This window comes from Kitasatospora sp. Root107 (assembly GCF_001424875.1).
GTDB lineage: Bacteria > Actinomycetota > Actinomycetes > Streptomycetales > Streptomycetaceae > Kitasatospora.
On record NZ_LMCT01000072.1, the window covers coordinates 132519 to 158704 of the forward strand.

27 protein-coding genes are annotated in these 26186 nt (G+C 72.1%); 11 read left to right on the top strand and 16 right to left on the bottom strand.

The features are described 5' to 3' along the window. Nucleotides 1-2 precede the first annotated feature (2 nt). The 4 genes from ASC99_RS34095 to ASC99_RS39215 all read left to right on the top strand — a co-directional run bounded on the left by ASC99_RS34095 (nucleotide 3) and on the right by ASC99_RS39215 (nucleotide 4198). Complete coding sequence (locus ASC99_RS34095) at nucleotides 3-1115, top strand: NAD(P)-dependent alcohol dehydrogenase (RefSeq protein WP_057239461.1); 1113 nt, start codon at nucleotides 3-5, stop codon at nucleotides 1113-1115. A gap of 53 nt (nucleotides 1116-1168) precedes the next feature. Next, nucleotides 1169-1840, top strand: coding sequence for a response regulator transcription factor (locus ASC99_RS34100; protein WP_235502955.1), 672 nt, complete (start codon nucleotides 1169-1171; stop codon nucleotides 1838-1840). Between the two features lie 82 nt (nucleotides 1841-1922). Continuing rightward, complete coding sequence (locus tag ASC99_RS34105) at nucleotides 1923-3956, top strand: histidine kinase (RefSeq protein ID WP_057239462.1); 2034 nt, start codon at nucleotides 1923-1925, stop codon at nucleotides 3954-3956. A 104-nt stretch (nucleotides 3957-4060) separates the two neighbouring features. Next, nucleotides 4061-4198: a hypothetical protein gene (locus ASC99_RS39215; RefSeq protein ID WP_157531931.1), complete on the top strand. Its 138-nt coding sequence runs from the start codon at nucleotides 4061-4063 to the stop codon at nucleotides 4196-4198. 70 nt (nucleotides 4199-4268) lie between these two features. Here ASC99_RS39215 and ASC99_RS34110 read toward each other — a convergent pair whose 3' ends face one another. Next, nucleotides 4269-6059, bottom strand: a complete 1791-nt coding sequence (locus ASC99_RS34110) for a multicopper oxidase family protein (protein ID WP_057239463.1) — start codon at nucleotides 6057-6059, stop codon at nucleotides 4269-4271. A gap of 276 nt (nucleotides 6060-6335) precedes the next feature. On the opposite strand from ASC99_RS34110, the gene ASC99_RS34115 reads away from it, so the two are divergent. Then, entirely contained in the window at nucleotides 6336-7649 is a 1314-nt protein-coding gene (locus ASC99_RS34115; RefSeq protein ID WP_057239466.1) for a M28 family metallopeptidase, read from the top strand. 56 nt (nucleotides 7650-7705) lie between these two features. Here the strand turns inward: ASC99_RS34115 and ASC99_RS34120 are convergent, their stop codons facing one another. The 3 genes from ASC99_RS34120 to ASC99_RS34130 all read right to left on the bottom strand — a co-directional run bounded on the left by ASC99_RS34120 (nucleotide 7706) and on the right by ASC99_RS34130 (nucleotide 11344). After that, a complete protein-coding gene (locus tag ASC99_RS34120) occupies nucleotides 7706-9406 on the bottom strand; it encodes an acyl-CoA dehydrogenase family protein (protein WP_057239468.1) in 1701 nt (566 codons plus the stop codon). A gap of 22 nt (nucleotides 9407-9428) precedes the next feature. Continuing rightward, nucleotides 9429-9971 carry a PadR family transcriptional regulator gene (locus ASC99_RS34125; RefSeq protein WP_057239470.1) on the bottom strand — a complete coding sequence of 181 codons (543 nt, stop codon included), beginning with the start codon at nucleotides 9969-9971 and terminating at the stop codon, nucleotides 9429-9431. A gap of 89 nt (nucleotides 9972-10060) precedes the next feature. Beyond that, nucleotides 10061-11344, bottom strand: a complete 1284-nt coding sequence (locus ASC99_RS34130) for a PQQ-binding-like beta-propeller repeat protein (RefSeq protein WP_057239472.1) — start codon at nucleotides 11342-11344, stop codon at nucleotides 10061-10063. Between the two features lie 41 nt (nucleotides 11345-11385). Between ASC99_RS34130 and ASC99_RS34135 the strand changes: the two genes are divergently transcribed. Together ASC99_RS34135 and ASC99_RS34140 are read left to right on the top strand one after the other, a co-directional pair. Next, nucleotides 11386-12396, top strand: a complete 1011-nt coding sequence (locus ASC99_RS34135) for a winged helix DNA-binding domain-containing protein (protein ID WP_057239474.1) — start codon at nucleotides 11386-11388, stop codon at nucleotides 12394-12396. Nucleotides 12397-12482: 86 nt separating this feature from the next. Further along, nucleotides 12483-12932 carry an SPW repeat protein gene (locus tag ASC99_RS34140; protein WP_082598862.1) on the top strand — a complete coding sequence of 150 codons (450 nt, stop codon included), beginning with the start codon at nucleotides 12483-12485 and terminating at the stop codon, nucleotides 12930-12932. A gap of 67 nt (nucleotides 12933-12999) precedes the next feature. Here the strand turns inward: ASC99_RS34140 and ASC99_RS34145 are convergent, their stop codons facing one another. From ASC99_RS34145 to ASC99_RS34165, 5 genes are all read right to left on the bottom strand, one after another. Next, the gene (locus ASC99_RS34145; RefSeq protein ID WP_057239476.1) at nucleotides 13000-14385 is read right to left on the bottom strand and encodes an aspartate ammonia-lyase; all 1386 of its coding nucleotides are present in this window, start codon (nucleotides 14383-14385) and stop codon (nucleotides 13000-13002) included. A 55-nt stretch (nucleotides 14386-14440) separates the two neighbouring features. Then, on the bottom strand, nucleotides 14441-14623 hold the full coding sequence (locus ASC99_RS34150; protein ID WP_057239477.1) for a hypothetical protein: 183 nt from the start codon (nucleotides 14621-14623) through the stop codon (nucleotides 14441-14443). 69 nt (nucleotides 14624-14692) lie between these two features. Further along, nucleotides 14693-15193, bottom strand: a complete 501-nt coding sequence (locus tag ASC99_RS34155; protein ID WP_057239479.1) for a SigE family RNA polymerase sigma factor — start codon at nucleotides 15191-15193, stop codon at nucleotides 14693-14695. A 72-nt stretch (nucleotides 15194-15265) separates the two neighbouring features. Continuing rightward, the gene (locus ASC99_RS34160) at nucleotides 15266-16120 is read right to left on the bottom strand and encodes a hypothetical protein (RefSeq protein WP_057239480.1); all 855 of its coding nucleotides are present in this window, start codon (nucleotides 16118-16120) and stop codon (nucleotides 15266-15268) included. Between the two features lie 135 nt (nucleotides 16121-16255). Beyond that, nucleotides 16256-16609, bottom strand: coding sequence for a DUF2809 domain-containing protein (locus tag ASC99_RS34165; protein WP_369824404.1), 354 nt, complete (start codon nucleotides 16607-16609; stop codon nucleotides 16256-16258). Nucleotides 16610-16787: 178 nt separating this feature from the next. Here ASC99_RS34165 and ASC99_RS34170 point away from each other — a divergent pair, with 178 nt between their 5' ends. The 3 genes from ASC99_RS34170 (at nucleotide 16788) to ASC99_RS34180 (ending at nucleotide 19730) form a co-directional block, all read left to right on the top strand. After that, nucleotides 16788-17963, top strand: a complete 1176-nt coding sequence (locus tag ASC99_RS34170) for an acyl-CoA dehydrogenase family protein (RefSeq protein ID WP_057239485.1) — start codon at nucleotides 16788-16790, stop codon at nucleotides 17961-17963. Between the two features lie 76 nt (nucleotides 17964-18039). Continuing rightward, nucleotides 18040-18387, top strand: a complete 348-nt coding sequence (locus ASC99_RS34175; protein WP_057239486.1) for a hypothetical protein — start codon at nucleotides 18040-18042, stop codon at nucleotides 18385-18387. Between the two features lie 92 nt (nucleotides 18388-18479). After that, nucleotides 18480-19730 (top strand): multidrug effflux MFS transporter, encoded by a 1251-nt coding sequence (locus tag ASC99_RS34180; protein ID WP_082598863.1) that lies wholly within the window; start codon nucleotides 18480-18482, stop codon nucleotides 19728-19730. A gap of 7 nt (nucleotides 19731-19737) precedes the next feature. Here ASC99_RS34180 and yidD read toward each other — a convergent pair whose 3' ends face one another. Continuing rightward, complete coding sequence (gene yidD, locus ASC99_RS38120; protein ID WP_082598864.1) at nucleotides 19738-20253, bottom strand: membrane protein insertion efficiency factor YidD; 516 nt, start codon at nucleotides 20251-20253, stop codon at nucleotides 19738-19740. A 473-nt stretch (nucleotides 20254-20726) separates the two neighbouring features. On the opposite strand from yidD, the gene ASC99_RS34190 reads away from it, so the two are divergent. Beyond that, the gene (locus ASC99_RS34190; RefSeq protein ID WP_082598865.1) at nucleotides 20727-21314 is read left to right on the top strand and encodes a transglycosylase SLT domain-containing protein; all 588 of its coding nucleotides are present in this window, start codon (nucleotides 20727-20729) and stop codon (nucleotides 21312-21314) included. Between the two features lie 79 nt (nucleotides 21315-21393). On the opposite strand, the gene ASC99_RS34195 is transcribed toward ASC99_RS34190, so the two are convergent. The 6 genes from ASC99_RS34195 to ASC99_RS34220 all read right to left on the bottom strand — a co-directional run bounded on the left by ASC99_RS34195 (nucleotide 21394) and on the right by ASC99_RS34220 (nucleotide 25831). Continuing rightward, nucleotides 21394-22311, bottom strand: a complete 918-nt coding sequence (locus ASC99_RS34195) for an ABC transporter substrate-binding protein (RefSeq protein WP_057239489.1) — start codon at nucleotides 22309-22311, stop codon at nucleotides 21394-21396. Nucleotides 22312-22366: 55 nt separating this feature from the next. Then, entirely contained in the window at nucleotides 22367-23041 is a 675-nt protein-coding gene (locus ASC99_RS34200) for an ABC transporter permease (RefSeq protein WP_057239491.1), read from the bottom strand. Beyond that, nucleotides 23038-23709 carry an ABC transporter permease gene (locus ASC99_RS34205; protein ID WP_057239493.1) on the bottom strand — a complete coding sequence of 224 codons (672 nt, stop codon included), beginning with the start codon at nucleotides 23707-23709 and terminating at the stop codon, nucleotides 23038-23040. The genes ASC99_RS34200 and ASC99_RS34205 overlap by 4 nt, the downstream gene beginning before the upstream one ends. After that, nucleotides 23702-24757: an ABC transporter ATP-binding protein gene (locus ASC99_RS34210; RefSeq protein WP_057239494.1), complete on the bottom strand. Its 1056-nt coding sequence runs from the start codon at nucleotides 24755-24757 to the stop codon at nucleotides 23702-23704. The genes ASC99_RS34205 and ASC99_RS34210 overlap by 8 nt, the downstream gene beginning before the upstream one ends. Nucleotides 24758-24887: 130 nt before the next feature. After that, nucleotides 24888-25337, bottom strand: coding sequence for a rhodanese-like domain-containing protein (locus ASC99_RS34215; protein WP_057239495.1), 450 nt, complete (start codon nucleotides 25335-25337; stop codon nucleotides 24888-24890). Beyond that, the gene (locus tag ASC99_RS34220; protein ID WP_057239496.1) at nucleotides 25334-25831 is read right to left on the bottom strand and encodes a cysteine dioxygenase family protein; all 498 of its coding nucleotides are present in this window, start codon (nucleotides 25829-25831) and stop codon (nucleotides 25334-25336) included. Before ASC99_RS34220 ends, ASC99_RS34215 begins: the two co-directional genes overlap by 4 nt. Nucleotides 25832-26186: the final 355 nt, after the last annotated feature.

Genomic DNA, 26186 nt, shown 5'->3' on the forward strand with positions numbered 1-26186 from the left:
AGATGCCGAACGCCACCGCCGCCGTGGTCCGGGGCCCGGGGCAGCCGTTCACCCTGGAGCCGGTCCGGCTGGACGACCCGCGTCCCGACGAGGTGCTGGTGCGGATCGCCGCCGCCGGGATCTGCCACACCGACCTGAGCGTCCGGGCCGGGCACACTCCGGGCCCGCTGCCCGCCGTGCTCGGCCACGAGGGGGTCGGGACGGTGCAGGCGGTCGGCAGCGCGGTGACCCGGCTGACGGTCGGTCAGACCGTGCTGCTCACCTTCGCCTCCTGCGGGGCCTGCCCCGACTGCCGGGACGGGCAGCCGGTCCGGTGCGCGCACTGGCCCCGGCTCAATCTGTTCGGCGGCAGCCGGCTGGACGGCAGCGCCACGCTCAGCGGCGCGGACGGTTCGCCGCTGCACGGGCACTTCTTCGGCCAGTCCTCGTTCGCCACCCTGGCGCTGGCCACCGAGCGCAACGCGGTACCGGTGCCGGACGGGGTGCCGGCGGAGCTGCTGGCCCCGTTCGGCTGCGGCGTACAGACCGGCGCGGGGGCGGTGCTGAACGTGCTGCGGCCCGGGCCGGGCGACACGGTGGCGGTGTTCGGCGCCGGGGCGGTCGGGCTCTCGGCCCTGCTGGCCGCCCTGCTCACCCCGGCGGCCCGGCTGGTGGCGGTGGACGTCCGGCCGGACCGGCTGATGCTGGCGCGCGAGCTGGGCGCCACCGACGTGGTGGACGCCACGGCCGAGGACCCGGTCGAGGCGATCATGGAACTGACCAAGGGCAGGGGTGCCGGGCACACCCTGGAGACCAGCGGGCAGCTCGGCGCACTCGGCGCAGCGGTCCGCGCGCTCGCGGTCGGCGGCACCTGCGCGGTGGTCGGGGCGCCGCCGACGGGCAGTCAACTCGCCCTGGACGTACCGGCGCTGCTGGACCGGGTACCGAGGATCGTCGGCGTCAACCAGGGCGCGAGCCGGCCCGGGCGATTCCTGCCCGCGCTGGTGGACCTGCACCTGGCGGGCCGGCTGCCGGTCGACCGGCTGGTGCGGACCTTCCCGTTCGCCGATGTGGAGCGGGCCGCGACGGCCGCGACGGCGGGGGAGGTGGTGAAGCCCGTCCTGGTGATGCCCTGACGGGCCGACAGGTGACACTCGGTCATATATCGCTCACTGGTAGTGTCGGCCGGGTGGACGAGCTGCAGCGGGACACCGGTTCGGTGCGGGTACTGATCGTGGACGACCATCCGCTCTTCCGGGAGGGTCTGAAGGCCGCCCTGCAGAGCGCCGACGGCATCGAGGTGGTCGGCGAGGCGGAGACCGTCGCGGCCGTACCGGGCGCGGTGGCCGAGTGCCTGCCCGACGTGGTGGTGCTGGACCTCTCGCTGCCCGACGGCTCCGGTCTGGAGGCGGCCCGCAGGCTGGCCGAGCAGACCCCGACCGTACCCGTCCTGATGCTCACCATGGCCGACGACGACGGCAGCCTGCTGGCCGCCCTGCAGGCCGGAGCACGCGGCTACCTGGTCAAGGGCGCCGGGCGGGACGAGGTGCTGCACGCGGTGCGCACCGTGGCGGCCGGCGGCGCGGTCTTCGGCTCCGAGATCGCGGCCCGGATCACCGCCCTGCTGGCCGGCACCAAGCTGCGCGAGGCGGGCCAGCTGTTCCCCTCGCTCACCGCCCGCGAGGCCGAGGTGCTCGACCTGGTGGCCCGGGGCCTGGACAACCGCCGGATCGCCCGCGAGCTGGTGGTGGCCGAGAAGACCGTCCGCAACCACGTCACCCACATCTTCGAGAAGTTGCACGTCGCCACCCGCGCGGAGGCGGTGGCCCGGGCCAGGGACATGGGGCTGGGCGGCGAATAGGACCACGGCCCCGTGCGGTCGGGACAGCGGGCCGGGGAGCATGGACCGCCCACAGGCAGCCAGGGTCGAGGGAGTGTCGTACATGAGCGAGAACGAGATCACCAGCGCCAGTACGGCCCGGGCACTCGCGGCCGCGGCCTTCGCCCTGCTCTGCGCTCTCGGCTGGTCGGTGCTCGCACTGACCCACCGCGACGCCGAGGGGATCAGTGAGTACTACCTCTTCGACGGCACCGTCGTCGCGCTCGGCCTGACCTTCGCGCTCTCCGGCCTGTTCCTGGTGATCAACCGGAACGGCCGGGGCCTGGGCGTGCTGCTGCTGGTCGCCGGGGGGCTGCAGGTCCTGCAGATGCTCCTGGGGCTCGCCGCCGAGCTGGCGGGAGCGGGGCCCGCGGTGATGAACGCCGTCCTGGCGGTGGTGATCGCCGCCGCGATCGCCAACGCCTTCATGATGCTGGCCTTCCCGCTCTGGCTCCCGGACGCCCGGCTGCCCGGCGGGTTCTGGCGGATCGTCACCGGGCTGGTCGCGGCGTGGTGCGTGGTGGTCGGCGTGCTCAACGCGGGCCTGCACACGGGGTACTACACCCGGGCGAACCCGCTTGAGGGCACCGCACTGCTCGACTGGCTGGAGGAGCACGTCGAGCCGTACTCCTACGACGTCTTCACCGTCGGTGTGGCCCTCACCCTGACCGTCGCCGCCGTCCGCTGGTGGCGCTCGCCGGGACCGCACCCGCACCTGCGGGAGGTGGCCGCGGCCTACCTGGTCTGGGTCACGCTGATCACCGTCCCGCACTATCTCGACGACTACCCCGACTGGGTCCCGTACGCGGTGGTCTTCGTGGGCGAGGCAGTCTGGCTGCTGGTGCCCGTCCTCGGCTTCCGCCGGGACCGCTCGCTCTCGCTGGACCGGGCCACCCGGCGCTATCTGGCCTCGTACGCCTTCTGCACGCTGCTGTTCATCGTCGTCCTGCTGCTCGCCTATCTGATGGGCAGTCTGCTCCCGGACGCCGGGCCCGACGCCGGGCCCGGCGTCCGCTGGTGGCTGCTGCCGGCGGCGGCGCTGCTCGGCGCGCTGCTGCGCCCGGCGGCCCGGTTCGTGGTGCGTGCCGTGGACCGGTACTACTACGGCGAGCGGGCCCACCCGTACCAGGTGGTGCGCAAGCTGGCCGAGCGGATGAGCCAGGCCGTCGGCCCCGCCGAGGCGCCTTCGCTGCTCTGCCAGACCGTGGTGATCGCGCTCGGCCTGCCCGGCGCGTGCGTACGGGTCGGCACCCGCAGCGGGCCCCGCGAGCTGGCCGGGCTCGGTGACGCCGAGCTCCCCGCCGAGAGCTTCCCGCTCAGCTACGAGGGCGTGGTGATCGGCGAGCTGTCCGTGCCGCCGCGCTCCGGGCAGCGCGAGCTGGACCGGCAGGACCGCGAGGTGCTCCGGCTGCTCGCCGACCAGGCCTCGCCCGCGATCGCCTCGCTCCGGCTGTACGAGGACCTGCAGGCCAGCCGGAAGCGGATCGTGCTGGCCCGGGAGGAGGAGCGGCGGCGGCTCCGGCACGACCTGCACGACGGGCTCGGGCCCGCGCTCTCCGGCCTGCGCCTGCAGATCGACGCGGCCCGGACCGGCATCGCGCCCGAGTCGGAGGCCGCGGTCTCGCTCGGCACCGCCTCGGCCGGGATCGGCCAGGCGATCACCGAACTGCGCCGGATCACCGACGGGCTGGCTCCCGCCGCCCTCGGCAGCGAAGGTCTCGCAGGGGCGCTGAGGCGGCTCGCCGACGGCCTCGGCCACCACACCCTCCGGGTCACCCTCGACCTCGACCCCGACCCGCTGCCCACCCTGCCCGCCGCCGTCGAGGTCGCCATCTACCGGATCAGCGGCGAGGCCCTCAACAACGTGGTCCGCCACTCCGGCGCCGCCGCCGCCCGGCTCACCCTCCGGGTCCGCCCCGACGAGGTCACCGTCGAGGCCACAGACGACGGCGCGGGCTTCCCCGCCCACACCGGCGGTGCGGGCGTCGGCCTGCGCTCGATGGCCGAACGCGCCGAGGAGCTGGGCGGCACCTTCACCGCCGCCAACGACTCCGACGGCGCGGTCGTCCGGGCCGTCTTCCCCCGGGTTCCCGCGTAGCGGTCCGCCGGTCCCGGCTCAGGTGGGGACCAGGAGCTCATGTGGGTGGGACCGGGGCGGGGGGACAGTGGTGGAAAGCCCGCCGAGCGGAAGCGAGAGACCTGATGGCAGCGAACCTCGACCCCAGGCAGTCCGGCAAGGGCGGCAGCCCCTGCGGAGGCCCGGGACAGCCGCCGTGCCCGAAGAAGAAGAACGACGACGAACCCGAGGACGAGGAGGAGCATGCGGTGCCGCACCGCTGAGACCCTCTGGATGTGAACCGGCCGCCCGGCCAGGGAATCCCTGGCCGGGCGGCGTGCTGTGCTGTGCGGGTCAGTGCTCGTGGTGCATGCCGCCGTGGCCCATGCCCGGGTCGAGGGCCATCACGGCGGCCGGGGAGACGGTGAAGGGGCGCATCATGCCGTCGTCCTCGTGGTCGAGGATGTGGCAGTGGTACATGAACTTGCCGGTGGCCCCGGTGAACTGGCCTGCCACCCGGACGAGTTCGCGCGGTGCGACGGTGACGGTGTCCTTCCAGCCCTGCTCGGCGGGGTCGATCGGGTTCTGGGCGCCCCAGCTGACCGGCTTGCCGATCGGGGTGCCGCCGCTCACCGGGTCGAAGCCGGTGGTGTCGACGGTGGCCCGGGTGAGGATCTGGAACTGGATCAGGTGGATGTGCACCGGGTGCAGCGCCAGCTGCGCCAGGTTGATGATGGTCCACTGCTCCCAGGCGTCCTCGTCGATCCGCCAGTTGAGGCGGTCGTTGAAGTCGGCCGAGATCCGCCGGTAGGTGTGGACGGCCTGGCCGGCCGCCTGCACCTGGACGATCCCGTCCTGGACGGTGCCGACGGGCGGTACCTCCGCCGCCGGGACCTCCTCCATCTCCCAGAAGTGGAACATCGTGCCGCTGTCCTGAGTGATCATCAGGACCCGGTGGCCGTGGTGCGGGATGTCGTCGTGGGCCAGCCGCCGGAAGCTCGGCGAGAGCACGGCGGGCAGTGCGAACGGCTCGGGCTCGGCGGTGGCCGAGACCCGGAACTCCATCACCTCGGGGTCCGGCAGCCGGTTGGCCGGGTCGGCGATGCCGACCGCGTCGTGCTCGCCGATCGGGGTGCCCTCGGCGGGGGCCGGGGCGGAGTTGACCAGCCGCAGGGTGCGGCCGGCCAGTGCGGTGAAGTCGATCAGCAGGTCGGCCCGCTCGGCCGGGGCCAGGCTGAGGCCGCGCCCCGGCAGCGGGATCGGGGTGCCGAACAGGCCGGCGTCACTGCCGATCTGCCAGGCCACCCCGTTCACCCGCTGCCCGTCCGGGTCGACCAGGTGCAGCCGGTACGGACGGGAGTTGGACGCGTTCAGCACCCGGAACCGGTACCAGCGCGGCTTGACCGCGTGGTACGGCCAGATCACGCCGTTCACCAGGGTGTACCGCCCGCAGTACGGCAGCGGGCCGACCGTCTTGTGCAGCAGCTGCCCGGTCAGCGCACCGTCCGGGCCGGTGGCCAGATTCCGGTCGCAGAGCACCAGCGGGACCTCGAACTCCCCGGCGGGCAGGTGCAGTCGGTCCTCCTCCTCATCCCGGATCAGGTACGTCCCGACCAGCCCGGCGAGCACGTTGAGCCGGGTGACGCCCATCGCGTGGTCGTGGTACCAGAGCGGCATCGCGGCCTGGTCGTTCGGGTACTCGGAGAGCTGGGAGTGGCCGGTGTGGACCGCGTTGTCGGTCCAGCCGTCGTTGCCGCCGTTGGTGACCGCGCCGTGCAGGTGCACCACCAGCCAGGGCGGCAGGGCGGGGCCCCTGGGGTCGATCAGGGTGGGGTCGATGCCCGGCACGTTCTCGGCCGGGGGCATGGTGATGTCGGGGAGATGGCCGATCTGGGCGGGGTAGGGGGTGCTGATCCGGTTCTGCCAGTCGATCCGCAGCCGCTGTCCGCGCCGGACCTCGATGGTCGGGCCGGGGAAGCTGCCCTCGTACGTCCACATCGGGGTCGGGGGCAGCTCGGAGTGCAGTTGCACGTCGGCCGACAGTTGACGGATGGTCAACTCGGCTTCGGGGCGGAGCACCTGGGGGATGCGCAGCGGGTCGGCGAATTTGGTGAGGTCGGTGGTTTCGGGCACGGTTTCGGGCACGGTGGCCTCCGGGGGTCGGTTCGGCTCCAGGGTGGGCCATCCGTTGTCCCGATTTCATGAGGCAGTGGTCCCGGTATGTCCTGGGTGAGGCCGACTCCGGGGACCGGTGCGGGGGTTGGACCCCTTGACGGGATCTCGGTATTCACCCAATCATCATGGTCGCGTCAATACTCGCTGGCCGACCGGACACCGGGACCGGCAGCTTAAGCACGTTCCGTTCTGCCCCACCAGAATCTGGAGCTTCCCTTGTCTCAGCGTGCCTCGCGGCGATCCCGCGTGCTCCGCTCCGCCGTCGCAACCGGTGCCGCCGCCACCCTGGCCGCCGGGTTCCTCGCCACCGCCGCCTCCGCCCAGGTGACCCAGGCCCGCCCGGCCGCCGTCACGGTGCAGGCGGTCCCGGACATCCCGGTCGCCAACGTGAAGGCGCACCTGGCCCAGCTCCAGTCGATAGCCACCGCCAACGGCGGCAACCGGGCGCACGGCCGCACCGGTTACAAGGCCTCGATCGACTACGTGAAGGCCAAGCTGGACGGTGCCGGGTTCACCACCACCCTGCAGACCTTCACCACCAGCGGCGCCACCGGCTACAACCTGATCGCGGACTGGCCGGGCGGTGACGCGAGCCACGTCGTCATGGTGGGCGCGCACCTGGACTCGGTGAGCGCGGGCCCGGGCATCAACGACAACGGCTCCGGCTCGGCGGGCATCCTGGAGACCGCGCTGGCCGTCTCGCGGGCCGGGCTGCAGCCGACGAAGCACCTGCGGTTCGGCTGGTGGGGGGCGGAGGAGCTGGGCATGATCGGCTCCAAGTACTACGTCAACAACCTGCCCACCGCCGAGCGGGCGAAGATCGACGCGTACATGAACTTCGACATGATCGGCTCGCCGAACCCGGGCTACTTCGTCTACGACGACGACCCCAAGCTCGAGGGCGTACTGAAGACCTACTTCTCCGGTGTCGGGGTGCCGACCGAGATCGAGACCAACGGTGACGGCCGCTCCGACCACGCCCCGTTCAAGAACGTCGGCATCAAGGTCGGCGGTCTGTACAGCGGCGGCGACGAGATCAAGACGGCTGCCCAGGCCACCAAGTGGGGCGGCAGCGCGGGCCAGGACTTCGACGCCTGCTACCACGCCTCCTGCGACACCAGCGCGAACATCAACGACACCGCGCTGGACCGGGGTGCCGACTCCATCGCGTACGCGGTCTGGACGCTGGGCACCGAGGCCCCGCCGCTGCCCGGCACGGTCTTCGAGAACACCGCCGACGTGCAGATCCCGGACAACGGCGCGGCGGTCACCTCCTCGGTCACCGTCAGCGGCGTCACCGGCAACGCACCGGCCGCCCTTCAGGTGGGCATGGACATCAAGCACACCTGGCGCGGTGACCTGGTGGTCGACCTGGTCGCCCCGGACGGCAGCACCTACCGGCTGAAGAGCTCCAGCTCCAACGACTCGGCCGACGACGTGGTGGCCACCTACACGGTGAACGCCTCCAGCGAGGTCGCCAACGGCGTCTGGAAGCTCAAGGTGCAGGACATCGCGGCCCAGGACACCGGCTACATCAACAGCTGGAAGCTCACCTTCTAGCCGACGGAACGTCAGTGCCGGGCCCCTGCTGCCCAGGGGCCCGGCACTGTCATGCGTCAGGGACGCATCTCGTACGCGCCGGAGAGCTCCTCGACCCGGGCCCACAGCTTCGCGGTGCGCTCGGCGTCCGCCACCGGGCGGCGGACCTGGGAGAGCGCCCAGGCGGCCTGCGGTTCGCTGGTGGAGGTCTTGCCGTGCAGCTCGGTGGCGTGCGCGGAGAAGTCCCGGACCAGGAAGTCGAAGATGCCGTCCAGCAGGTCGGGCTCGGTGCCGGTCAACTCGGCCTGCTCCAGCACCAGGTGGCCGTAGACCACGAGCGCGAAGAGCTGGCCGATCTCCAGCAGGAAGTCCAGGTCCTGCTGCTGCTCGGCGGTCGGCGCGTGCTCCAGGAGCAGCGCGCACAGGCCGTCGGCCTGCTCGCGGAACCGGGCCACGTTCGGCAGGTGGGCGTGCGCGTCGTAGGCGGTCCGCCAGTCGTGGAAGCGGATCGCACCCAGGCCACGGGCCGGGCCCTGCTGGAACAGGAACGCGTCGTCCGCCGGGTCGAGGCGGGTCGGCACCGGTGCGTAGTCCGCCGGGGCGAACAGGTAGTTGGCCATGAACTTGAGGATCAGGGCCAGGTTGACGTGCACCGTGCCCTCCAGCTTCGGCAGGCCCCGGATGTCCTTGGCGGCCTTGTCGAAGTAGGTGTCCGCCTCGAAGCCCTTGGCCGCGATGACGTCCCACATCAGGTCGATGACCTTCTCGCCCTCGGTGGTGACCTTCATCTTGGTCATCGGGTTGAAGAGCAGGTAGCGACGGTCCTCCGGGGAGGCGCTGCGGAAGTAGTCCACCGCCCGGTCGCTGAACAGCTTCATCGCGTTGAGCCGCAGGTACGCGTCGGTCAACTCCCGCCGCACGTGCGGGAAGTCGGTCACCTTGCGGCCGTACAGCACCCGGTTGTGGGCGTGCGTGACGGCCTCGTACATCGCGTGCTCGCAGATGCCGATGGATGCCGTGCAGAGGTTGAACTTGCCGACGTTCACGGTGTTCAGCGCGGCGTCGAAGGCGGCCTTGCCGGTGTGCAGCACGTCCTCGGCCCGGACGGGGTACTCCTCCAGCCGGAACTCGCTGACGTACATCTGGGCGTTCACCACGTTCTTGACCAGGTGGTACGCCTCGTGGCGGCTGTCCACCGCGAAGAAGACGTAGCCCTCCGGGCCCTCGACGTCCGAGCGACGGCCGAAGACCGAGACCAGACCGGCCACGTTGCCGTTGCCGATGTAGTACTTCGGGCCGGTGGCGGTGAAGCCACCGTCGGCGGTCGGGGTGAGGATCATGTCGGTGGAGTAGATGTCCGCGCCGTGGCTGCGCTCGGACAGCCCGAAGGCCATCACGTGACCCTCCGTCAGCAGCTTGGCAGCCCGGGCCCGGACGGCCTCGTTCTCGCTCTGCCAGACCGGGCCGAGGCCCAGGATGGTGACCTGCCAGGTGTACCAGTAGCCGAGGCCGTAGAAGCCCAGGATCTCGTTCAGCTCGGCGATCCGCGCGGTGTCCCAGCGCTTGTCGGCGTCGGCGGAGGACGGCGTCAGGAACTCCGCGAACAGCCCCTCCTTGGCGGCGAACTCGAGGAAGTCCCCGTACCAGGCGCGGTCGATGTAGCTGTCGATCAGCGCCTGCTTGCCGCGCGACTCGAACCAGTCCACGGTGGCGCGCAGCAGCCGGCGGGTGGTGTCGTCGAACTGCTTCGGGTCATAGGTGCTCGGGTTGAAGAGCATGTGAAGTCCTGTGGGGTGAGGGTCAGCGGGAGAGGCGGTGCAGGGTGGCGAGTACGTCGTCGAGCCAGGCGATGGTCATCCGCTCGTACTCGATGCCGCCGCGCAGCACCACGTGCTGGAGCTGCTGCTGCGGGTCGAGCTCGGTGCCGGGCGGGAAGTCGCGTTGCTCGCCGGTGCGGTAGCGCTCCAGCAGGGCGGCGTGGCTCTCCCGGTGGCGGGTCACCTCGGAGATCAGGGCGGCGGGGTCGTCGAAGGCGGCGGCCCGGATCTTGACGGCCAGTTCGTGCCGGACGGTCTCCGGCTCGACCGGTTCGCGCAGCCAGTCGGAGAGTACGGAGCGCCCGTCCCGGGCCACCGCGTACACCTTCTTGTCCGGCCGCCCGTCCTGGGCGACCTCCTGGGCGGCGATCCAGCCGTCCGCCTCCATCCGCCGCAGCACCCGGTAGATCTGCTGGTGGGTGGCGGTCCAGAACCGTCCGATCGAACGGTCGAACCGTCGCGCCAGCTCGTACCCGGAGCCGGGCTGCTCCAGCAGTGAGACGAGGATCGCGTGCTCCAGTGCCATACCCGCCATCCTCCTATGCAACGAGTTTCATAGGCAACGGCGCCTCGCCGGGTTGAGACGCGGATCACGCCTCGACGGCGGCTCCGGTGTCACCGTCGACCAGCAGCAGCCGGTCGTGCTGCCCGTCGCCCTCGACCAGCAGCACCTGGTCCCCGGTCGGCACCAGGGGGATCACGGACGGCCGGCGGCGGCGCCAGAGCACGGTGCCGTGCCGCAGTGCGATCAGGTGATCGTCGAGCAGGGAGCCGCCTCGTAGGGCGGACGCCTGCGCCTTGGGCCGGACGCGGGTCCGCAGATAGACGTGGTTCCGTCCGGCGGTGAAGCCGTGCCAGAAGTCGATCCGGCGGTCGTGCCGGGGCACGGACTCCGGCCAGCGGAAGGGGCTCAGCAGGGGTGCCGCCGGAGCCGATCGGGTTGGCCAGTAGCCGGTCGCCGTCGTCGATCGCGTACAGCCAGCCGTCGGCCGGTGCGATCGGGACATCGACGTGCGACAGCGGGTGCCGCACCAGGTGGAAGGTGTGTGAGGGCTCCTTGGTCGGGGTGCCCGGACGGAAGCTGAGGACGGCGGCGGCCCGGGAGGCGGCGGCCACCCAGACGGTGCGGCCGCCGTCGATGATCAGCGGGCTGTACTGCTGATCCTTGCGCGGGATCGAGAAGTCGCCGACCGTGGTGCCGTCGGCGACGGCGAGCGAGAGCAGCCGGGCCTTGGTCCAGCCCCAGACGAAGACCAGGGACGGGCCGCTCCGGGCGCCGTTGTTCGGCACGCAGAGGATGCCGCTGGGCTCGGTCCGGCGCCACAGCCCGGCCCCTGTGCGGGCGTCGAAGGCCGAGACGGCGTAGCCCTGAGCATCCTTCACCGAGGCGATCACCCGGCCGTCCACCAGTTCCATGGTCGAGACCGACTCGAAGGTGTGCTCCCAGAGCCGGCTGCCGGTGGTGAGGTCGAAGCCGGCGAGCTGCCTCGGCCGGCCGCCCACCCGGCCGTGCCAGACCACCAGCGTCTCCCGGTCGGCGCGGTACTCGGCCAGCTCGCCCGGGTCGAACTCCCAGAGCAGCGAACCGGATTCGGCCTCCAGCACGCTCAGAGCGGCCGGCCCGGGGCTGGACCGGTCGGTCCGCGCGGTCGGCGCCACCAGGTGGCCGCCGGTCGCGGTCAGCCTGGCCTCCCAGTAGTCCTGCTCACCGATGACCCGGTGCGGGCTCTGCCAGACCACCGTGCCGTCGGCCCGGTCGCAGGCCACCGGCCGCCCGTCCACCAGGACGAACACCCGATTCCCCCGGACCACCGGCCGGGAGAGCGTGTCGGGCGGTGCGATCAGCGTCCACAGCCCGCCGTCCCGCTTCACCCGCATCGGTATCGCGTCCCCGATCACAGCTCCCCCTCGGTCCGTCCTCGACGGAGCAGAATACTGGTGTGATCGACGACGACCAGCTGCCGCGGTGGCGGATGCACAGTCAGTTCCGGACGGGTGGCGACACGGTGGCGGAGATCGCCGCCCGGGCTCCCGGCATCCAGGCGCAGGACGCCGGGGCGGCCCGGCTCGGGCTGCGGGCGCGCGGGCTGGCCGAGGCGGCGGCGGTGCAGCGGGCGTACCGGGCGGGCGAGGTGGTGAGCAGCTGGCTCATGCGCGGCACCCTGCACCTGGTCCCGGCGGGTGAACTCCGGCCGCTGCTGGCCCTGTTCGGTCAGCGCAACGTGGCCGCAGGGGCCCGCAGGCGGCGGGAGCTTGGCCTGACCGAGGCGGTGCTGGCCAGGGCGCTGGCCGCGCTGCCCGAGGTGCTGACCGAGCCGCTGTCCCGGGCCGAGCTGGTGGCGCGGCTGAACGAACGCGGGGTCGGGGTCGAGCCGACCGGACAGGCCCCGGCGCACCTGACCGCGTACGCGGCGGGGCTCGGGGTGCTCTGCCGGGGTGCGGAGGTGGCGCCGCGCGAGCCCGGCTACCAGCTGCTGCCGCCGGGGGAGGAGGCCGACCCGGCCGATGTGGCGGCGGAGCTGGCCGCCCGGTACGTGGCGGCGTTCGGCCCGGCCGGACCGGCGGACTTCGCGGCCTGGTCGGGGCTGACCCTGACGGTCGGCCGCCGGGCCTTCGCCGGGCTGCCCGAGGTCGGGGACGGGCTGTTCGCGACCGGCGAGCTGCCGGAGGAGGGGGAGCCGTTGGTACGGCTGCTCGGTGCGTATGACAACTATCTGCTCGGCTACCGCGACCGGGGCCTGATGCTGGATCAGCGGCACGCGAAGCGGATCAACGCCGGCGGCGGGGTGGTCCGGCCTGCGCTGGTGGTGGACGGGCGGGTGCTCGGCAGCTGGCGCCGGGACGGCGGCACGGTGGTGGTCGAGCCGTTCGAGCCGCTGCCCGAGGAGCTGTGGGAAGCGGAGGCTGCGGCGGTGGAGTCCTTCTGGGTGCAAATGCGGACAAATTGTTAATTCCGACGCAGACTGGGTAATGAGCATGCGCGTGCCAAGTGCCGACTGAGGAGGTGGTCCTGGTGTCAACCCAGCTGCCGATGAGTATGGAGACCCATCCGGACATCGTGGCGATGCGTGATCACTACGAGCGGGTGGTGTCGACTCCTCGGGCGCAGGCGGTCGAAGCGTTGGCCATGCTTTCGGGTCTGTTCCTGGCGATCTCTGCCTGGGTGGTCGGGTTCTCCGGCTCCTCCGGGCTGACGGTCAACAATCTGATCCTCGGGCTGGCCTTCACGGTACTGATGGCGGGCTACGGTTCGGCGTACGAGCGCACCCACGCGCGCGCCTGGGCCGCCACGCTGATCGGTGCATGGACGATCCTCGCGCCCTGGGTGGTCTCCGGTCCGGACGCGGTCCGTCGGACCATTCTCACCAATGTGATCACCGGTGGACTGATGGTCTGTCTCGGTCTGGCCGCCGTCGCGATGGCGGCGGACATGGCCGGGCGGGGTCTCCGCCGGAGCGGATCCGGAGGTATGGCTGCCGGAGGGTGAGTATCTGCGCGGGTGGCGCGGACCGGGAGGTCCGCGCCACCGGTGCGTCCGAGGCAGGGACGCGGGCTCAGGGGTGGGTCATCCGCAGGACGTCCAGCGCCTCGTTCAGCTGCGCCTCGGTCAGCTTCCCGGCCCCGACGTACCCGCGCTCCTGGACCACCTGACGGATCGTCTTTCGCTCGGCGACCGCCTGCTTGGCCACCTTGGCGGCCTCCTCGTAGCCGATGAACCGGTTCAACGGGGTGACCACCGAGGGGGAGGACTCGGCGAACTCGCGGGCCCGTTCGACGTTGGCGGTCAGGCCGTCCACCGTCCGGTCGGCCAGCAGCCGGGCGCTGTTGGTGAGCAGCCGGACCGACTCCAGCACATTGCGGGCGATCACCGGCAGCATCACGTTCAGTTCGAAGTTGCCGCTCGCCCCGGCCACCGTGACGGTCGTGTCGTTGCCGATCACCTGGGCGGCCACCATCAGCACCACCTCGGGCAGCACCGGGTTGACCTTGCCGGGCATGATCGAGGAACCGGGCTGCAGATCCGGCAGGTTGAGCTCACCCAGGCCGGTGCGCGGACCCGAGCCCATCCAGCGCAGATCGTTCGCGATCTTGGTGAAGCCGACCGCGACGGTGCGCAGCTGGCCGCTCAGCTCGACCAGGCCGTCCCTGGCTCCCTGTGCCTCGAAGTGGTCCCGGGCCTCGGTCAGCGGCAGCCCGGTGGTCCTGGCCACCTCGGCGATCACGGCGGCCGAGAAGCCGGGCGGGGTGTTGATCCCGGTGCCCACCGCCGTGCCGCCGAGCGGCAGTTCGGCCACCCGGGGCAGCGTGGCACGCAGCCGCTCGACCCCGTACCCGACCTGGGCCGCGTAGCCGCCGAACTCCTGGCCGAGGGTGACCGGGGTGGCGTCCATCAGGTGCGTCCGCCCCGACTTCACCACCTCGGCGAACTCGGCCGCCTTCCGCGTCAGTGCCGCCGCCAGGTGCTCCAGCGCGGGGATCAGCTCGCCCGTCACGGCGGCGGTGGCCGCGATGTGGATCGAGGACGGGAAGACGTCGTTGGAGGACTGGCTCGCGTTCACCTGGTCGTTCGGGTGCACCGGCCGGCCCAGCCGCTCGGCCGCCAGGGTGGCGATCACCTCGTTGGCGTTCATGTTGGACGAGGTGCCCGACCCGGTCTGGAACACGTCCACCGGGAACTGGTCGTCCCACCGCCCCTCGGCCACCTCCTCGGCGGCCGCCACGATCGCCCCCGCCGTCTCGGCGTCCAGCACACCCAGTTCGGCGTTCACCCGGGCCGCCGCCGCCTTGATCCGGGCCAGCGCCGCGATGTGCGCCCGCTCCAGCCGCTGGCCTGACACCGGGAAGTTCTGCACCGCCCGCTGGGTCTGCGCCTGCCACTTGGCGGACGCGGGCACCCGCACCTCGCCCATCGAGTCGTGCTCGATCCGGTACTCCTGCATGACCTTGCACCTCCTGCCTCTGCCAGCCGCGCGGACGCCTCAGGTATTTCCGGGTCTACTGGCCGAGCAGTGTGGCGAAGTCGTAGCCCACGTCCGCGAGGGTCAGCACGCTGCCCAGGTCGCTGATGGCGCCCACGGGGATGCTGTGCCCGTCGGCGGACGGGACGGCCTGGGCAGGTACGGCGGCGGCCACCAGCAGCAGGGCGGTGGTGGCGGCGAGTCGGATCACGGTGCGCATGACCGGCCCAACACCCGGGGCGCGCCGGGGGTTACGGCTCCGGACGCAGCGTCACACGGGCTGCCCAGCTCAGCCGAACAGCACCTCGCGGTCCGAGCCCAGATGCGTGCGCAGTACCGCCAGCGCGCGCATGCTCTGGGACTTCACCACGGCGGTGCTCACCCCGAGGATCTCGGCGGTCTGCTCCACGCTCTGGTCGTCCCAGTAGCGCAGCAGCACGATCGCCCGGTCCCGCTTGTGGAGCAGCGCCAGCGCGTTCAGCAGAGTGAGCCGGTCGGCCGTCGGGTCGGTCGGGTCGGGACGGTCCGGCAGCTGGTCCACCGTCAGCTCGGTGCTGCTGCGCAGCCGCTTGTGGTCCAGCAGGGTGTTCAGCAGCACCTTGCGGGCGTAGCTGAAGGGGTCGCCGCCCTGGCGGTTCAGCCGGTTCCAGGCCAGGTACATCTTGGTGAGGGTGCCCTGGGTCAGGTCCTGGGCCAGGTGCCAGTCCCGGCACATCAGGTAGGCGGTCTGCCGCAGGCGGGTCACGTTGGCCTCGGCGAAGGCTATGAACTCGGATTCGGTGCGCACCATCGGGCTCCGGGTCTCGGTGGGGACATGGAAGGAGCCGCGGCCCCGGATCGGGGCCGCGGCGGTAGTGGTGCGTTACGGAGTCGGCAGTGCCGGGTACTTCGCGTTGGCGGCCTCGACGAAGGAGGCCGGCATGGTGGTGCCGATCAGCGGGCTGCTGGCCAGCGCGACGGCCTGCTGGTGGGTCAGGGCCGGGACGGCGTGCGGGTTCTTGGCCCCGTCCCAGTTCAGGCAGTCGGAGATGGTGACCGAGACCTCGAAGCCGCCCGGGCGGTGCACCCGGACGTCGGTGGCCTGCATGCAGTTGCTCGGGTTGACCTCGACCTCCACCACGTCACCAGCGGGGCTGGTGGTGCAGCTGACCGTGTTCGTCGCGATGTAGCGCGAAGGGCCGGGGGTGCACGGAGCCGGTTCCTCGGGGATGTACGCCGCGACCGAGATCCGGCCGGTGCCGGTCGGGGTGTTCACGTAGGCGAAGATGCTCGAGGCTCCGCTCTCCGGCGGGTCTGCGGCGTGGTGGTCCGTGGTGTACCCGGCGGGCAGGGACTGCACCACGGCCGCCAGCAGAGCGGCGGTGGTGGCCGGGACCTGCGGTGCTGCCGGGGTCACCACGGGGGACGGGGTCGCACTCGACGGGGCCTCGGGCGTGGCGGAGCCCGACGCCGGTGCGGCGGCGGGCGGTCCGGCGGCGGGGCCCACCGCGGTCGACTGCGCCGGGCCCGTGCCCAGCGACCCGACCAGCACCGCCAGCGCGGCCACCGCGGTCACCGACCCGAGGGCCGCACCGGCGGCGCGCAGGCGCCGCTTCCGACGGCCGCCCCGGGCGGCCAGGCCGACCAGGTCACCCAGCGGCGGGGCGGTGAGGGTGGCCAGCTCGGAGTCCAGGGCACGATGGAACCCGTCGGGTCGGAAATCGACTTCTTCGCTCATTTTCGGTTGCTGTCCTTCTGAGGGAGTGTCAACCGCACGCCGGCCATGCGGACCCGCTTCGGTGCGGGCTCTGCCCCCTAGGACGGGTCGGGTCCCGCTTTTGGTCGCAGCCTTCGCGAGAGCAGTGGACGTCGGTCAGCCGCGTACGGTTCCCGGCCGCCGGAACCGACGGTGCACCAGCAGGCAGCTCGCCGCCCCGACGGCGTACCAGAGCAGGTCCGGCGCGTTGAAGGTGGAGCCGAGCACGATCCGCAGCACGGGGGGTATCCGGGCGAGTTGGAGGAACTCGACCGCGAAGCTCAGTCCGAGCGCGAGCCCGGCTGCGGCGAGGGGCCTGGCCCGGGGGACGGCGAGCAGCACCAGCAGGTACAGCAGGGTGGTGTAGAGCGCGTCCCCGAGCGCGTCGGCCACGGCGCCGCCGGTCAGGGCGGGCAGGCCGAGACCGGCGACGACGGTCGCCGCGACGAGTGCCAGAATCCGGAAACGCACAGCCCACCCCCGTGCGACCAGACGTTCTGAGCGCGTTCAAAACGCTATCAAGGCTGATCCACCGTCATGGGTGCCGCGCGGTCCGAATGTGGCGGGTGTCTCGTGCCTTGCCATGTCCCTGTTGCCCGCGTGTTACGCGATACTCGTGCCACTCTCACCCCGCCCCGAGGAGCGCGACATGGCACGCACCAGCCCCGACCCGGCCGACCTGCTCGCGGTGGGCGAGCTGCTCACCGACGAGGAGCGGCTGATCCGGGACACCGTACGGAAGTTCGCGGACGAGAAGATCCGGCCGTACGTGGGGGACTGGTTCGACCGGGGGGTCTTCCCGGCGAAGGAGCTGGCGCCCGAGCTGGGGAAGCTCGGGGTGCTGGGCATGCACCTGGACGGATACGGCTGCGCCGGGTCGACCGCCGTCGAGTACGGCGTCGCCTGCATGGAGCTGGAGGCGGCCGACTCCGGGCTGCGCAGCTTCGTCTCGGTGCAGGGCTCGCTCGCCATGCGGTCCATCCACGCCTACGGCTCGGAGGAGCAGAAGCAGCGCTGGCTCCCGGAGATGGCGGCCGGCCGGGCGATCGGCTGCTTCGGGCTGACCGAGCCGGACTTCGGCTCCGACCCCGCCAACATGCGCACCCGGGCCAGCCGCAAGGGCACCGACTGGGTGCTCTCCGGCACCAAGATGTGGATCACCAACGGCTCGATCTCGGACGTCGCGGTGATCTGGGCACAGACCGAGGAGGGCGTGCGCGGCTTCCTGGTCGAGCGCGGCACCCCCGGCTTCTCCACCACCGACGTGCACGGCAAGCTCTCGCTGCGCGCCTCGGTCACCAGTGAGTTGGTGCTGGACGAGGTGGTGCTGCCCGCCGACGCGGTGCTACCCGGGGTGCGCGGCCTGCGCGGCCCGCTGTCCTCGCTGGGCGAGGCCAGGTACGGCATCCTGTGGGGCACCGTCGGTGCGGCCCGGGACTGCTACACCACCGCGCTCGAGTACGCGAAGACCCGGATCCAGTTCGAACGCCCGATCGCAGCCTTCCAACTGACGCAGCAGAAGCTGGTCGAGATGATGCTCGAGGTGGAGAAGGCGTACCTGGTGGCCCACCGGATCGGCCGCCTCAAGGACGCCGGCAAGTGCGGCCCCGCGCACATCAGCTTCGGCAAGCTCAACAACGTCCGCACCGCGATCGAGGTGGCCCGCACCGCCCGCACGATCCTGGGCGCCAACGGCATCACGGTCGAGTACCCGGTGCTCCGGCACGCCAACAACCTGGAGTCGGTGCTCACCTACGAGGGCACCTCCGAGATCCACACCCTGGTCCTCGGCGAGACCATCACCGGCGAGTCCGCCTACCGCTGACCGGCGGAAATCCGGTGGGTGGCCGGGGGACCGGCCGCTACGGTGGGGCGTTCGTCGAGCGGCAGAGGAGAGGACCATGACCGCGACCACCACCCTGTGGCGCCCCACCGGGCCCGAGGAGCTCGCGTTGGTCGAGGCTTCCGGGTGGCGGGCCTGGCCGCCGAGGCTGCCGGACCAGCCGATCTTCTACCCGGTGATGAACGAGGACTACGCCGTCCGGATCGCCCGGGACTGGAACGTGCCCGCCTCCGGCGTCGGCTACGTGACCCGGTTCGAGGTGGAGACCGACTTCCTGGCGCGCTACCCCGTCCAGCAGGCCGGGGGCCGGACCATCCTGGAGCTCTGGGTGCCGGCCGAGGAGTTGGCCGAGTTCAACGAGCACATCGTCGGCCTGATCGAGGTGGTCCGGGAGTTCCGTCCCTGAGGGGTGCGGCGCAGCCAGCGGCAGGGGGCGGGGTGCGGAGGCGGGCGGGGCTGGGGTAGGACTTGAGGCACCGACCAGACCCGAGGAGCCCCATGACAGGCCCGACCGCCGAGATCCCCGAGCGGACCACGGCCGCCGACAGCACGGCCGACGGTCCCCAGCCGGGGCGGGCCACGGTGGTGGTGCTCGGCAGCCTGGTCGCGCTCGGACCGCTCACCACCGACCTCTACCTGCCCGCGATCCCGGCGCTGGCCGGTGACTTGGGCTCGACCGCACCCGCCGTACAGCTGACGCTGACCGCTTCGCTGTTCGGTCTGGCGATCGGTCAGCTGGTGTTCGGGCCGCTGAGTGACCGGCTCGGCCGCCGTCGGCCGCTGCTGGCCGGGATGGTGCTGTACACGCTGTCCACGCTGCTCTGCGCGTTCGCCGGGTCGGTGGCGGTGCTGGTGGGCGGACGGTTTCTGCAGGGCCTCTCCGGGGCGGCCGGTCTGGTGATCGCCCGGGCGGTCGCGCGGGACCGCTTCGAGGGCGTGGCGATGATCCGCTTCATGGCCTCGCTGGGCCTGATCAGCGGGCTGGCCCCGATCTTCGCCCCGGCGGTCGGCGCCCAGCTGCTCCGGTTCACCGACTGGCGGGGCTCGTTCCTGGCCCTGGTGCTGTTCGGCGCGGTGCTGACCGCCTGGGTCCTGCTGGCCCTGGACGAGTCGCTGCCACCGGAGCGGCGGCACAGCGGCGGCCTGGGCACCACGCTGCGGGCGATCGGCGGGCTGATCCGGGACCGGCGTTTCACCGGGTACGTGCTGACCAGTGCGTTCAGCTTCGGCGCGCTGTTCGCGTACGTGGGCGGGTCCTCGGTGGTGCTGCAGAGCGAGTACCAGATCTCGCCGCAGACCTACAGCCTGATCTTCGCGGTCAACTCCGTTGCCGTGGTGGGCTTCAGTCAGCTGAACGGGAGGGTGCTGGTGCAGCGGCTGCCGATGAACCGGCTGATGCCGATCGGGCTGGTCGCGACGCTGCTGGCCGGTCTGGCGCTGGTGCTCTTCACCACCGTCTGGGATCTCGGACTGGCCGGGGTGTGGCCCGCGCTCTTCCTGCTGATGGCGGGCATGGGCATGGTGCTGCCCAACTCCTCGGCCCAGGCCCTCACCATGGCTCCGCACGCGGCCGGTTCGGCCTCGGCGCTGATCGGCGTCTCCACCTTCACCTGCGGCGCGCTGGTGGCCCCGCTCAGCAGTCTCGGCGAACGCCCCTCGGTCGCGCTGCTCGGCGTCGTGGTGGCCGGCTGCGGGGCGATCGCGCTGACCGCCTTCGTCGTGCTCTGCCGACCCTGGGCGAAGAACTGACGCCAGGTCAGCGCCCCGGCACCGGGTCCTGGCCGCCCCGGGTGCCCGGCCGGCAGCGCAGCAGCCGGCCCGCGGTGAGCCGGGCGCCGCGTACCGCACCGTGGCGGTGCAGCGCCTGCACGGCATAGGTCGAGCAGGTCGGGGTGTACGGGCAGCAGGCCCGCCGGGTCGGACTGATCCGGGTGCGGTAGTGGTGCACGGCGCCGTACAGCGCGGCCGCCGCCAACCCGTCCGGGACCGGCGCGGCCGGATCGGCCCCGGCCCGCCGCCCACCCACGGCGAACCGGACGGCAGAGGTCAGCACCACCGGGATCAGCGCGATCAGACAGGGGTCGCCGCAGCCGTCGCCCACGCAGTCGCAGCCGTCGCAGTTGTCGCTCTTCTGCTGCCGGGCCTTCCAACGCTGGTACGCCCGGCGGCGCTCGGCCCTGGCCCGCCGCTCGTGTTCGGGCAGCCACCACCAGGAGCGGCGCCGCTCGCGCGGCGGCGGCGGGTCCACGGGACTGCTGAGGTGCGGGTGCATCGTTGTCTCCCCCCGAAGGCAACCGGTCAGGACGCCGGCAGCGGTAGCGTACGCGCCCGCCCGGGACGCTGTCTGCGGAGGTCCGTTCCGGAGGTGGTCCGGTGGCGGAGCGTGCTGCAGGGGGTGAGCCCGACCACAGTGGTTTCGAAGGTGCGGAGCGGCGGTGTGGGCGGGTTCGTCGGTATCCGGGCGGCCGAGCTTCGAAGGCGAAGGCGTGACTACGATGCGGCGTCGTAGCGGGCGACCTTGTCGGCCGGTAGGGAACGCGTTAACACTGGTGGAGTCGCAAGGCGCTCCCGCCTGTCGCACCGGCCACCACTCGGTCGGACCGGTCCGGGGGAGCGCGCCGCCAGGCGCCCGAGGCAGAACGGGGCGCTCACGGCCGGTGGTGCGGCTGCCCCTGGTCACGGCCCTCGGCCGACCGGGCAGCGGTGCGCCCCGAGCCGGTCCACACGATTGAGGTTGTCCTCTTCATGCGTAGCTCCCTCCTTGCCGTGATGCGCCGCCGCACCACCCTCGTGGTGGCCTCCGCCGGTCTGGCGACCGCCTGTGCCGCCTCGGCGGTGGCGGTGGCGCTGCCCGGGGAGAACGCCGTCGCCGCCCCGGTCGCGGTCGCCGCGAGCAACCCGGCCCCGGCCGCGGTGCAGCCTGTCGAGCAGCCGGCGCCCGCCGTGCAGCCGCAGGCCGAGCAGCCGAAGAAGCAGGAGAACCCGGCCGCCGCCTCCCGTTCCGAGCAGCGCTCCGAGCTGTCCGCCGCCACCGTCGGCAGCAGCCCGAGTGCGGTCAAGGAGCTGGCCCGGAGCATCGTCCCGGCCGGTCAGTACGCCGCGTTCAGCAACATCATCAGCCACGAGAGCGGCTGGAACATCAAGGCCACCAACGCCTCCTCCGGCGCGTACGGGCTAGCCCAGGCGCTGCCGGGCAGCAAGATGGCCTCGGTCGGCTCCGACTGGCGCACCAACCTGGCCACCCAGATCAAGTGGGCGCTCGGCTACATGAACGACCGTTACGGCAGCCCGAACGCCGCCTGGTCGTTCTGGCTGACCCACCACTGGTACTGAGCAGCACCCACCAACGGCCGTGGCCCGTATCCGATTTCTCCGGATGCGGGCCACGGCCGTGCTGTGTGTGGACGGTGCGTCAGATCAGGCTGTTGGCCTTCAGCCAGTCCTTGGCAACCGCCGCCGGGTCGGCCTTGTCGACCGCCACGCGCTTCATCAGCTCGGCCAGGCCGGCCGTGTCCAGCTTCGCCGAGACCTTGTTCAGGACGGCGGTCGCGGTGGCGTCCACGCCCGCCTTGTTCACCAGCGGGGTGATGTTCTGGGTGCTGAAGGCGTTCTTCGGGTCGGTCAGCGAGACCAGCTTGAGCGTGACGATCTTCGGGTCGGTGGTGAAGACGTTGCCGACCTGGATGGAGCCGTCCTTGATCGCGTTGGCGGTGGTCTCGCCGGTCGGCTTCCACTCCTTGAAGGTGAGGCCGTAGGTGTCCTTCAGCAGCGGCTCGCTGCGGTTCTTGAACTCCGGCGGGCCGCCGATCACGAACTCGGCGGACTTGCCGGCCAGGTCGGCGATGCTCTTCAGGTTGTACTTGGCGGCGGTCTCTGCGGAGACCGTCAGCGAGTCGTTGTCCTGGGCGGCCGAGGAGTCCAGCAGCGCAAGCTCGGCCGGCAGCTTGAGGACGAGCGCGGCGTTGACGGCCTCGGTGCCGCCGGTCAGCGCCGGGTTCTTGGCATCCAGGTAGGTCAGCAGTGCGCCGTTGTACTCCGGCAGCACGGTCAGGCCGCCGCTCTTGAGCTGCCCGTAGAGCACCTCGCGGCTGCCGATGTTGAACTTCTCCTCGACCTTGACGCCCTTGGCCTTGAGGGCCTGCGAGTAGATCGAGGCGAGCAGCTCGTTCTCGGGGAAGTTGGCCGAGCCGATCACCACGGTCTTGCCCGAGCCACCCGCGGACGAGCCGGAGGGGGCGGCCAGCGGGTCGCCGCCGGAGGAGGAGCTGCACGCCGCGGCGCCGAGCAGGAGGGCGGCGGCCGTGGCAGTTCTGATCAGACGGGCGGTCATGAAGGTTCCTTCGCATTCGGGATGAGCAGTCGGGACGAACAGGGGCCGGACGCGGTCAGACGGTGCGGCCGGGCCGGATGCCGGGTGGCAGCGCGTACCGGATCAGCCCCGCGAACAGCAGTTGGGTGAGCAGCGCGAGCACCACCACCAGCACCGCCCCGCCGGCCACGGCGGGGAAGTCGTGCAGGGCCAGGCCGTCGATCACGTAGCGGCCGAGGCCGCCGAGACCGACGTACGCGGCCACCGTGGCGGTGGCGATCACCTGGATGGTGGCGCTGCGCAGCCCGGCCAGCAGGGCGGGCAGGGCAGCGGGCAGGCAGACCTGGAACAGCACCTGAGGATGGGTCAGGCCGATCCCCCGGGCGGCGTCCCGCAGGTCGGGGTCGGTGCCCCGGACCCCTTCCACCGCACCCACCAGCAGCGGCGGGATGGCCAGCACCACCAGCGGGATCAGCACGGCGCCGTCGCCGACGCCCGCCAGCAGGACGACCAGGGTGACCAGCCCGAGTGTGGGCAGGGCCCGCGCGGTGCCGGTCAGTACGGTGACCAGCGCGGCGCCCCGGCCGGTGTAGCCGAGCAGCAGCCCGGCCGGCACGGCCAGCAGGCCCGCGTACAGCAGGGCCTCGCCGGTGAAGGCGAGGTGCTCGGCGAGGCGGTGCACCATCGAGTCGGGCCCGCTCTGTCGGGCGGGGGCGGTGAAGAAGGCGTGCAGCCAGTCGATCCAGTTCACTGCGCGGCCCCCTGTTCCCGGATGGCCCACGGTGCGAGCACCCGTCTGGCCAGCACCAGCACCAGGTCGACCGCCAGGGCCAGCGCCACGATCAGCACGATCCCGACCAGGATCGGCGTGGTGAAGGTGAGTTGGAACCCGTTGATGAACAGGTAGCCCAGCCCGCCCCGGCCGATCAGGGCGCCGACCGCCGCCATCGAGATGCTGGAGACCGCGGCGACCCGCAGCCCGCCCACCAAGTAGGGGACGGACGACGGGAGTTCGACGGCGACCAGCCGTCGCCAGGGGCCGTAGCCGAGGGCGACGGCGGCCTGCCGGACGGCCTCCGGGGTGGACCGGATGCCCTCCACGGTGGTGGGCAGCAGCAGAGCCAGCGCGTAGAAGGTCAGCGGGATCATCACGGTGGGCAGGTTGGCCAGCCCGGTGTACGGGATCAGCAGCATGAACAGCGCCACCGCGGGCAGCGCGTACAGCGTGTTGGAAACCACCGCGAACGGCTGGTAGAGCCGGGGGAAGCGGGCGCAGACCAGTCCGAGCGGGACCGCCAGCAGCAGGCCGATCAGCACCGGGACCAGCGACATCACCGCGTGGTCCACAGTGAGCCCGCCCAGGTAGCCGAGGCGGTCGCCGATCCAGTCCCAGCGGACCAGCGGTTCGTCGTCAGGCACGGCCGGCCACCCGCTGCTCGGATCCCGGGGCGGCCAGCGCCGCCAGGACGGCGGCCCGGTCGGCGGTGCCGGTGGCCAGGCCCTGGGCGTCCAGCACCACGGCCGCGCCCGCCGGGGAGAGCACGGCGGCGTCCAGCGCGGTCCGCAGGGTGTCCGCCTCCGGCCTGAATCCCGGTGCGGGGCAGGAGGGTTGGTCGGGGTGCCGCCACTCGACCGGGCGGCCCGCCGGGTCCAGGGCCAGCTGCCAGCCGCCGTGCTCGGTGCCGTCCGCGAGCGGGCGGACCGCGACGCCGGTGGCTGGCCGCAGGCCCAGGCCGCGCAGGCCGCGGTCCCGGCCCAGGAAGGCGGCCACACCTTCGTCGACCGGGGCAGTCAACAGGGTGTGCGGGTCGGCCTGTTGGGCGATCCGGCCGTGCTCGCGGAGCACCACCACCTGGTCGCCGAGCCGGACCGCCTCCTCGATGTCGTGCGTGACGAAGAGCACTGTCTTGTTCAACTCGCCCTGCAGCCTGAGCAGTTCCTCCTGGAGACCGGCCCGGACCACCGGGTCGACCGCGCTGAACGGCTCGTCCATCAGCAGCACCGGCGGGTCGGCCGCGAGCGCCCTGGCCACCCCGACCCGCTGCTGCTGGCCGCCGGACAGCTGGAACGGGTAGCGCTTGGCGGTCTCCGGCGCGAGGCCGACCAGCTCGAGCAGCTCGGAAGCCCTGGCCCGGGCCCGCTTCTTGTCCCAGCCGAGCAGGTAGGGAACGGTGGCGATGTTGTCGATCACCCGGCGGTGCGGGAAGAGACCGGCCTGCTGGATCACGTAGCCGATGCCCCGGCGGAGCTTGGCCGCGTTCAGCTCGGCGACGTCGGTGCCGTCCAGCAGCACCCGACCGCCGGTCGGCTCGACCATCCGGTTGACCATCCGCAGCAGGGTGGTCTTACCGCACCCGGACGGGCCGACCAGCACGGTTATCCGGCCGGCGGGCACATCCAGGTCCAGCCCTTCGACGGCAACCGTGCCGTCGGGGTGGCGCTTGGCTGCGCCGTCGAATCTGATCACGTCAGGGTCCTCGGTCGGGGTCGTCCGGCTCCGGGGCGCCGGTGGCGTCCGGTGCCGCTGGGTCAGACAGGTCGGTCGGTACGGATCTTGAAGACGTTATGGCCTGCCCGGGCCAGGATGGCGGCAAACCTCAGTGGCCGGTCGGATCTTCACCAATCCCGTCACTTCGGGTCAGCTGCACCTCGTCGTAGGAGGGTTGGCCCCCCGGTCGGGTCGGCAGACCGGCGGCCGCCCAGGCCACGAAGCCGCCGTCCAGGTCGGTGGCCAGCGGCAGCCCGATCTCGCGCAGGGCGGCCGCCGCCAGGCTGGAGGCGTAGCCGCCGGAGCAGACCACGATCACCGCCAGGTCGGGCCCGGTGGCCTGCGGGATGCGGTGACTGCCCGTCGGGTCCAGCCGCCACTCCAGCACGTTGCGCTCGATCAGCAGCGCGCCGGGGATCTCGCCCTCCCTGGCCCGCTGCCCGACCGGCCGGATGTCCACCAGCAGCGCGCCTTCCGCCGCCGCCCGGTACGCCTCCGCCGGGCCCGGCCGGTGCACGCCCTCGCGCGATCGCTCCACCAGGTCGTCGATGCCGCTCATGACCACTCCTCAGCTCGCTCCGAGGCGGTCTGCACCAGACCGCCGGCCCGCAGTTCGTACCTGGCCATCTCGCTCAGCGGCGGCGAGTACGCGTGGATGGTGACCGCCGGTCCGGTGGTGGTGTTGCGCACGTCGTGCAGGTACTCGGGGCCGAAGGAACGTACCGTTCCCGGCGTCAACCGCCGTACCAGCAGCCCGTGTTCGGGCCCGCCGAGGGAGAGCTCCTCCAGCTCGCCGAGCGCCACCGTGAAGGCGCCCTGGGAGTCCCCGTGGTCGTGGAAGCCGGTCGACTGGCCGGGCAGCCAGCTGATCAGCCAGACCTCGTGGTCCTCGGTCAGGCTCAGCCGCTCGTACCAGCGTTCCTCGGCGGAGAGCCGTACCCGGGGCAGCCAGTCGCCCGGGTGGTCGGCCGCTGCCTGGACGATCTCCCGCAGCGCGGCGGGGGAGAGCGCGGCAGGTGTGGCGCTCGAAGGGGTGGCGAGGTCAAGGCTCATGACGGGTCCTCGGGTGGCCGAAGCGGACCGGCAGACGTGCGGCAGCACGTGACGGCCGAGCGAAAGGGAAGACGGGTGGAGCAGAGCCGACGCGGCGGCTCAGGCCCTGGCAGTGGTCACAGGGAACGAGGTGGAACCGTCAGCAGGCACACATGTCGCTCGCCTGGCGTCGCAGATCGACGTGCAGGCGGCAGACGAGAGTGGTGCCGGTGTCCATGGGGTGATCCTGACGGTGCGGGGCGGCCGCGTCAAGCGTGTCCCGGCAGGCGGTCGCCCACCCGGAGCAGTGCAACCGGGTGGGCGACGACCTGCGTCCTGCTCTCCGAGACCGCACACGCATGGGCGGCGGAGGGGA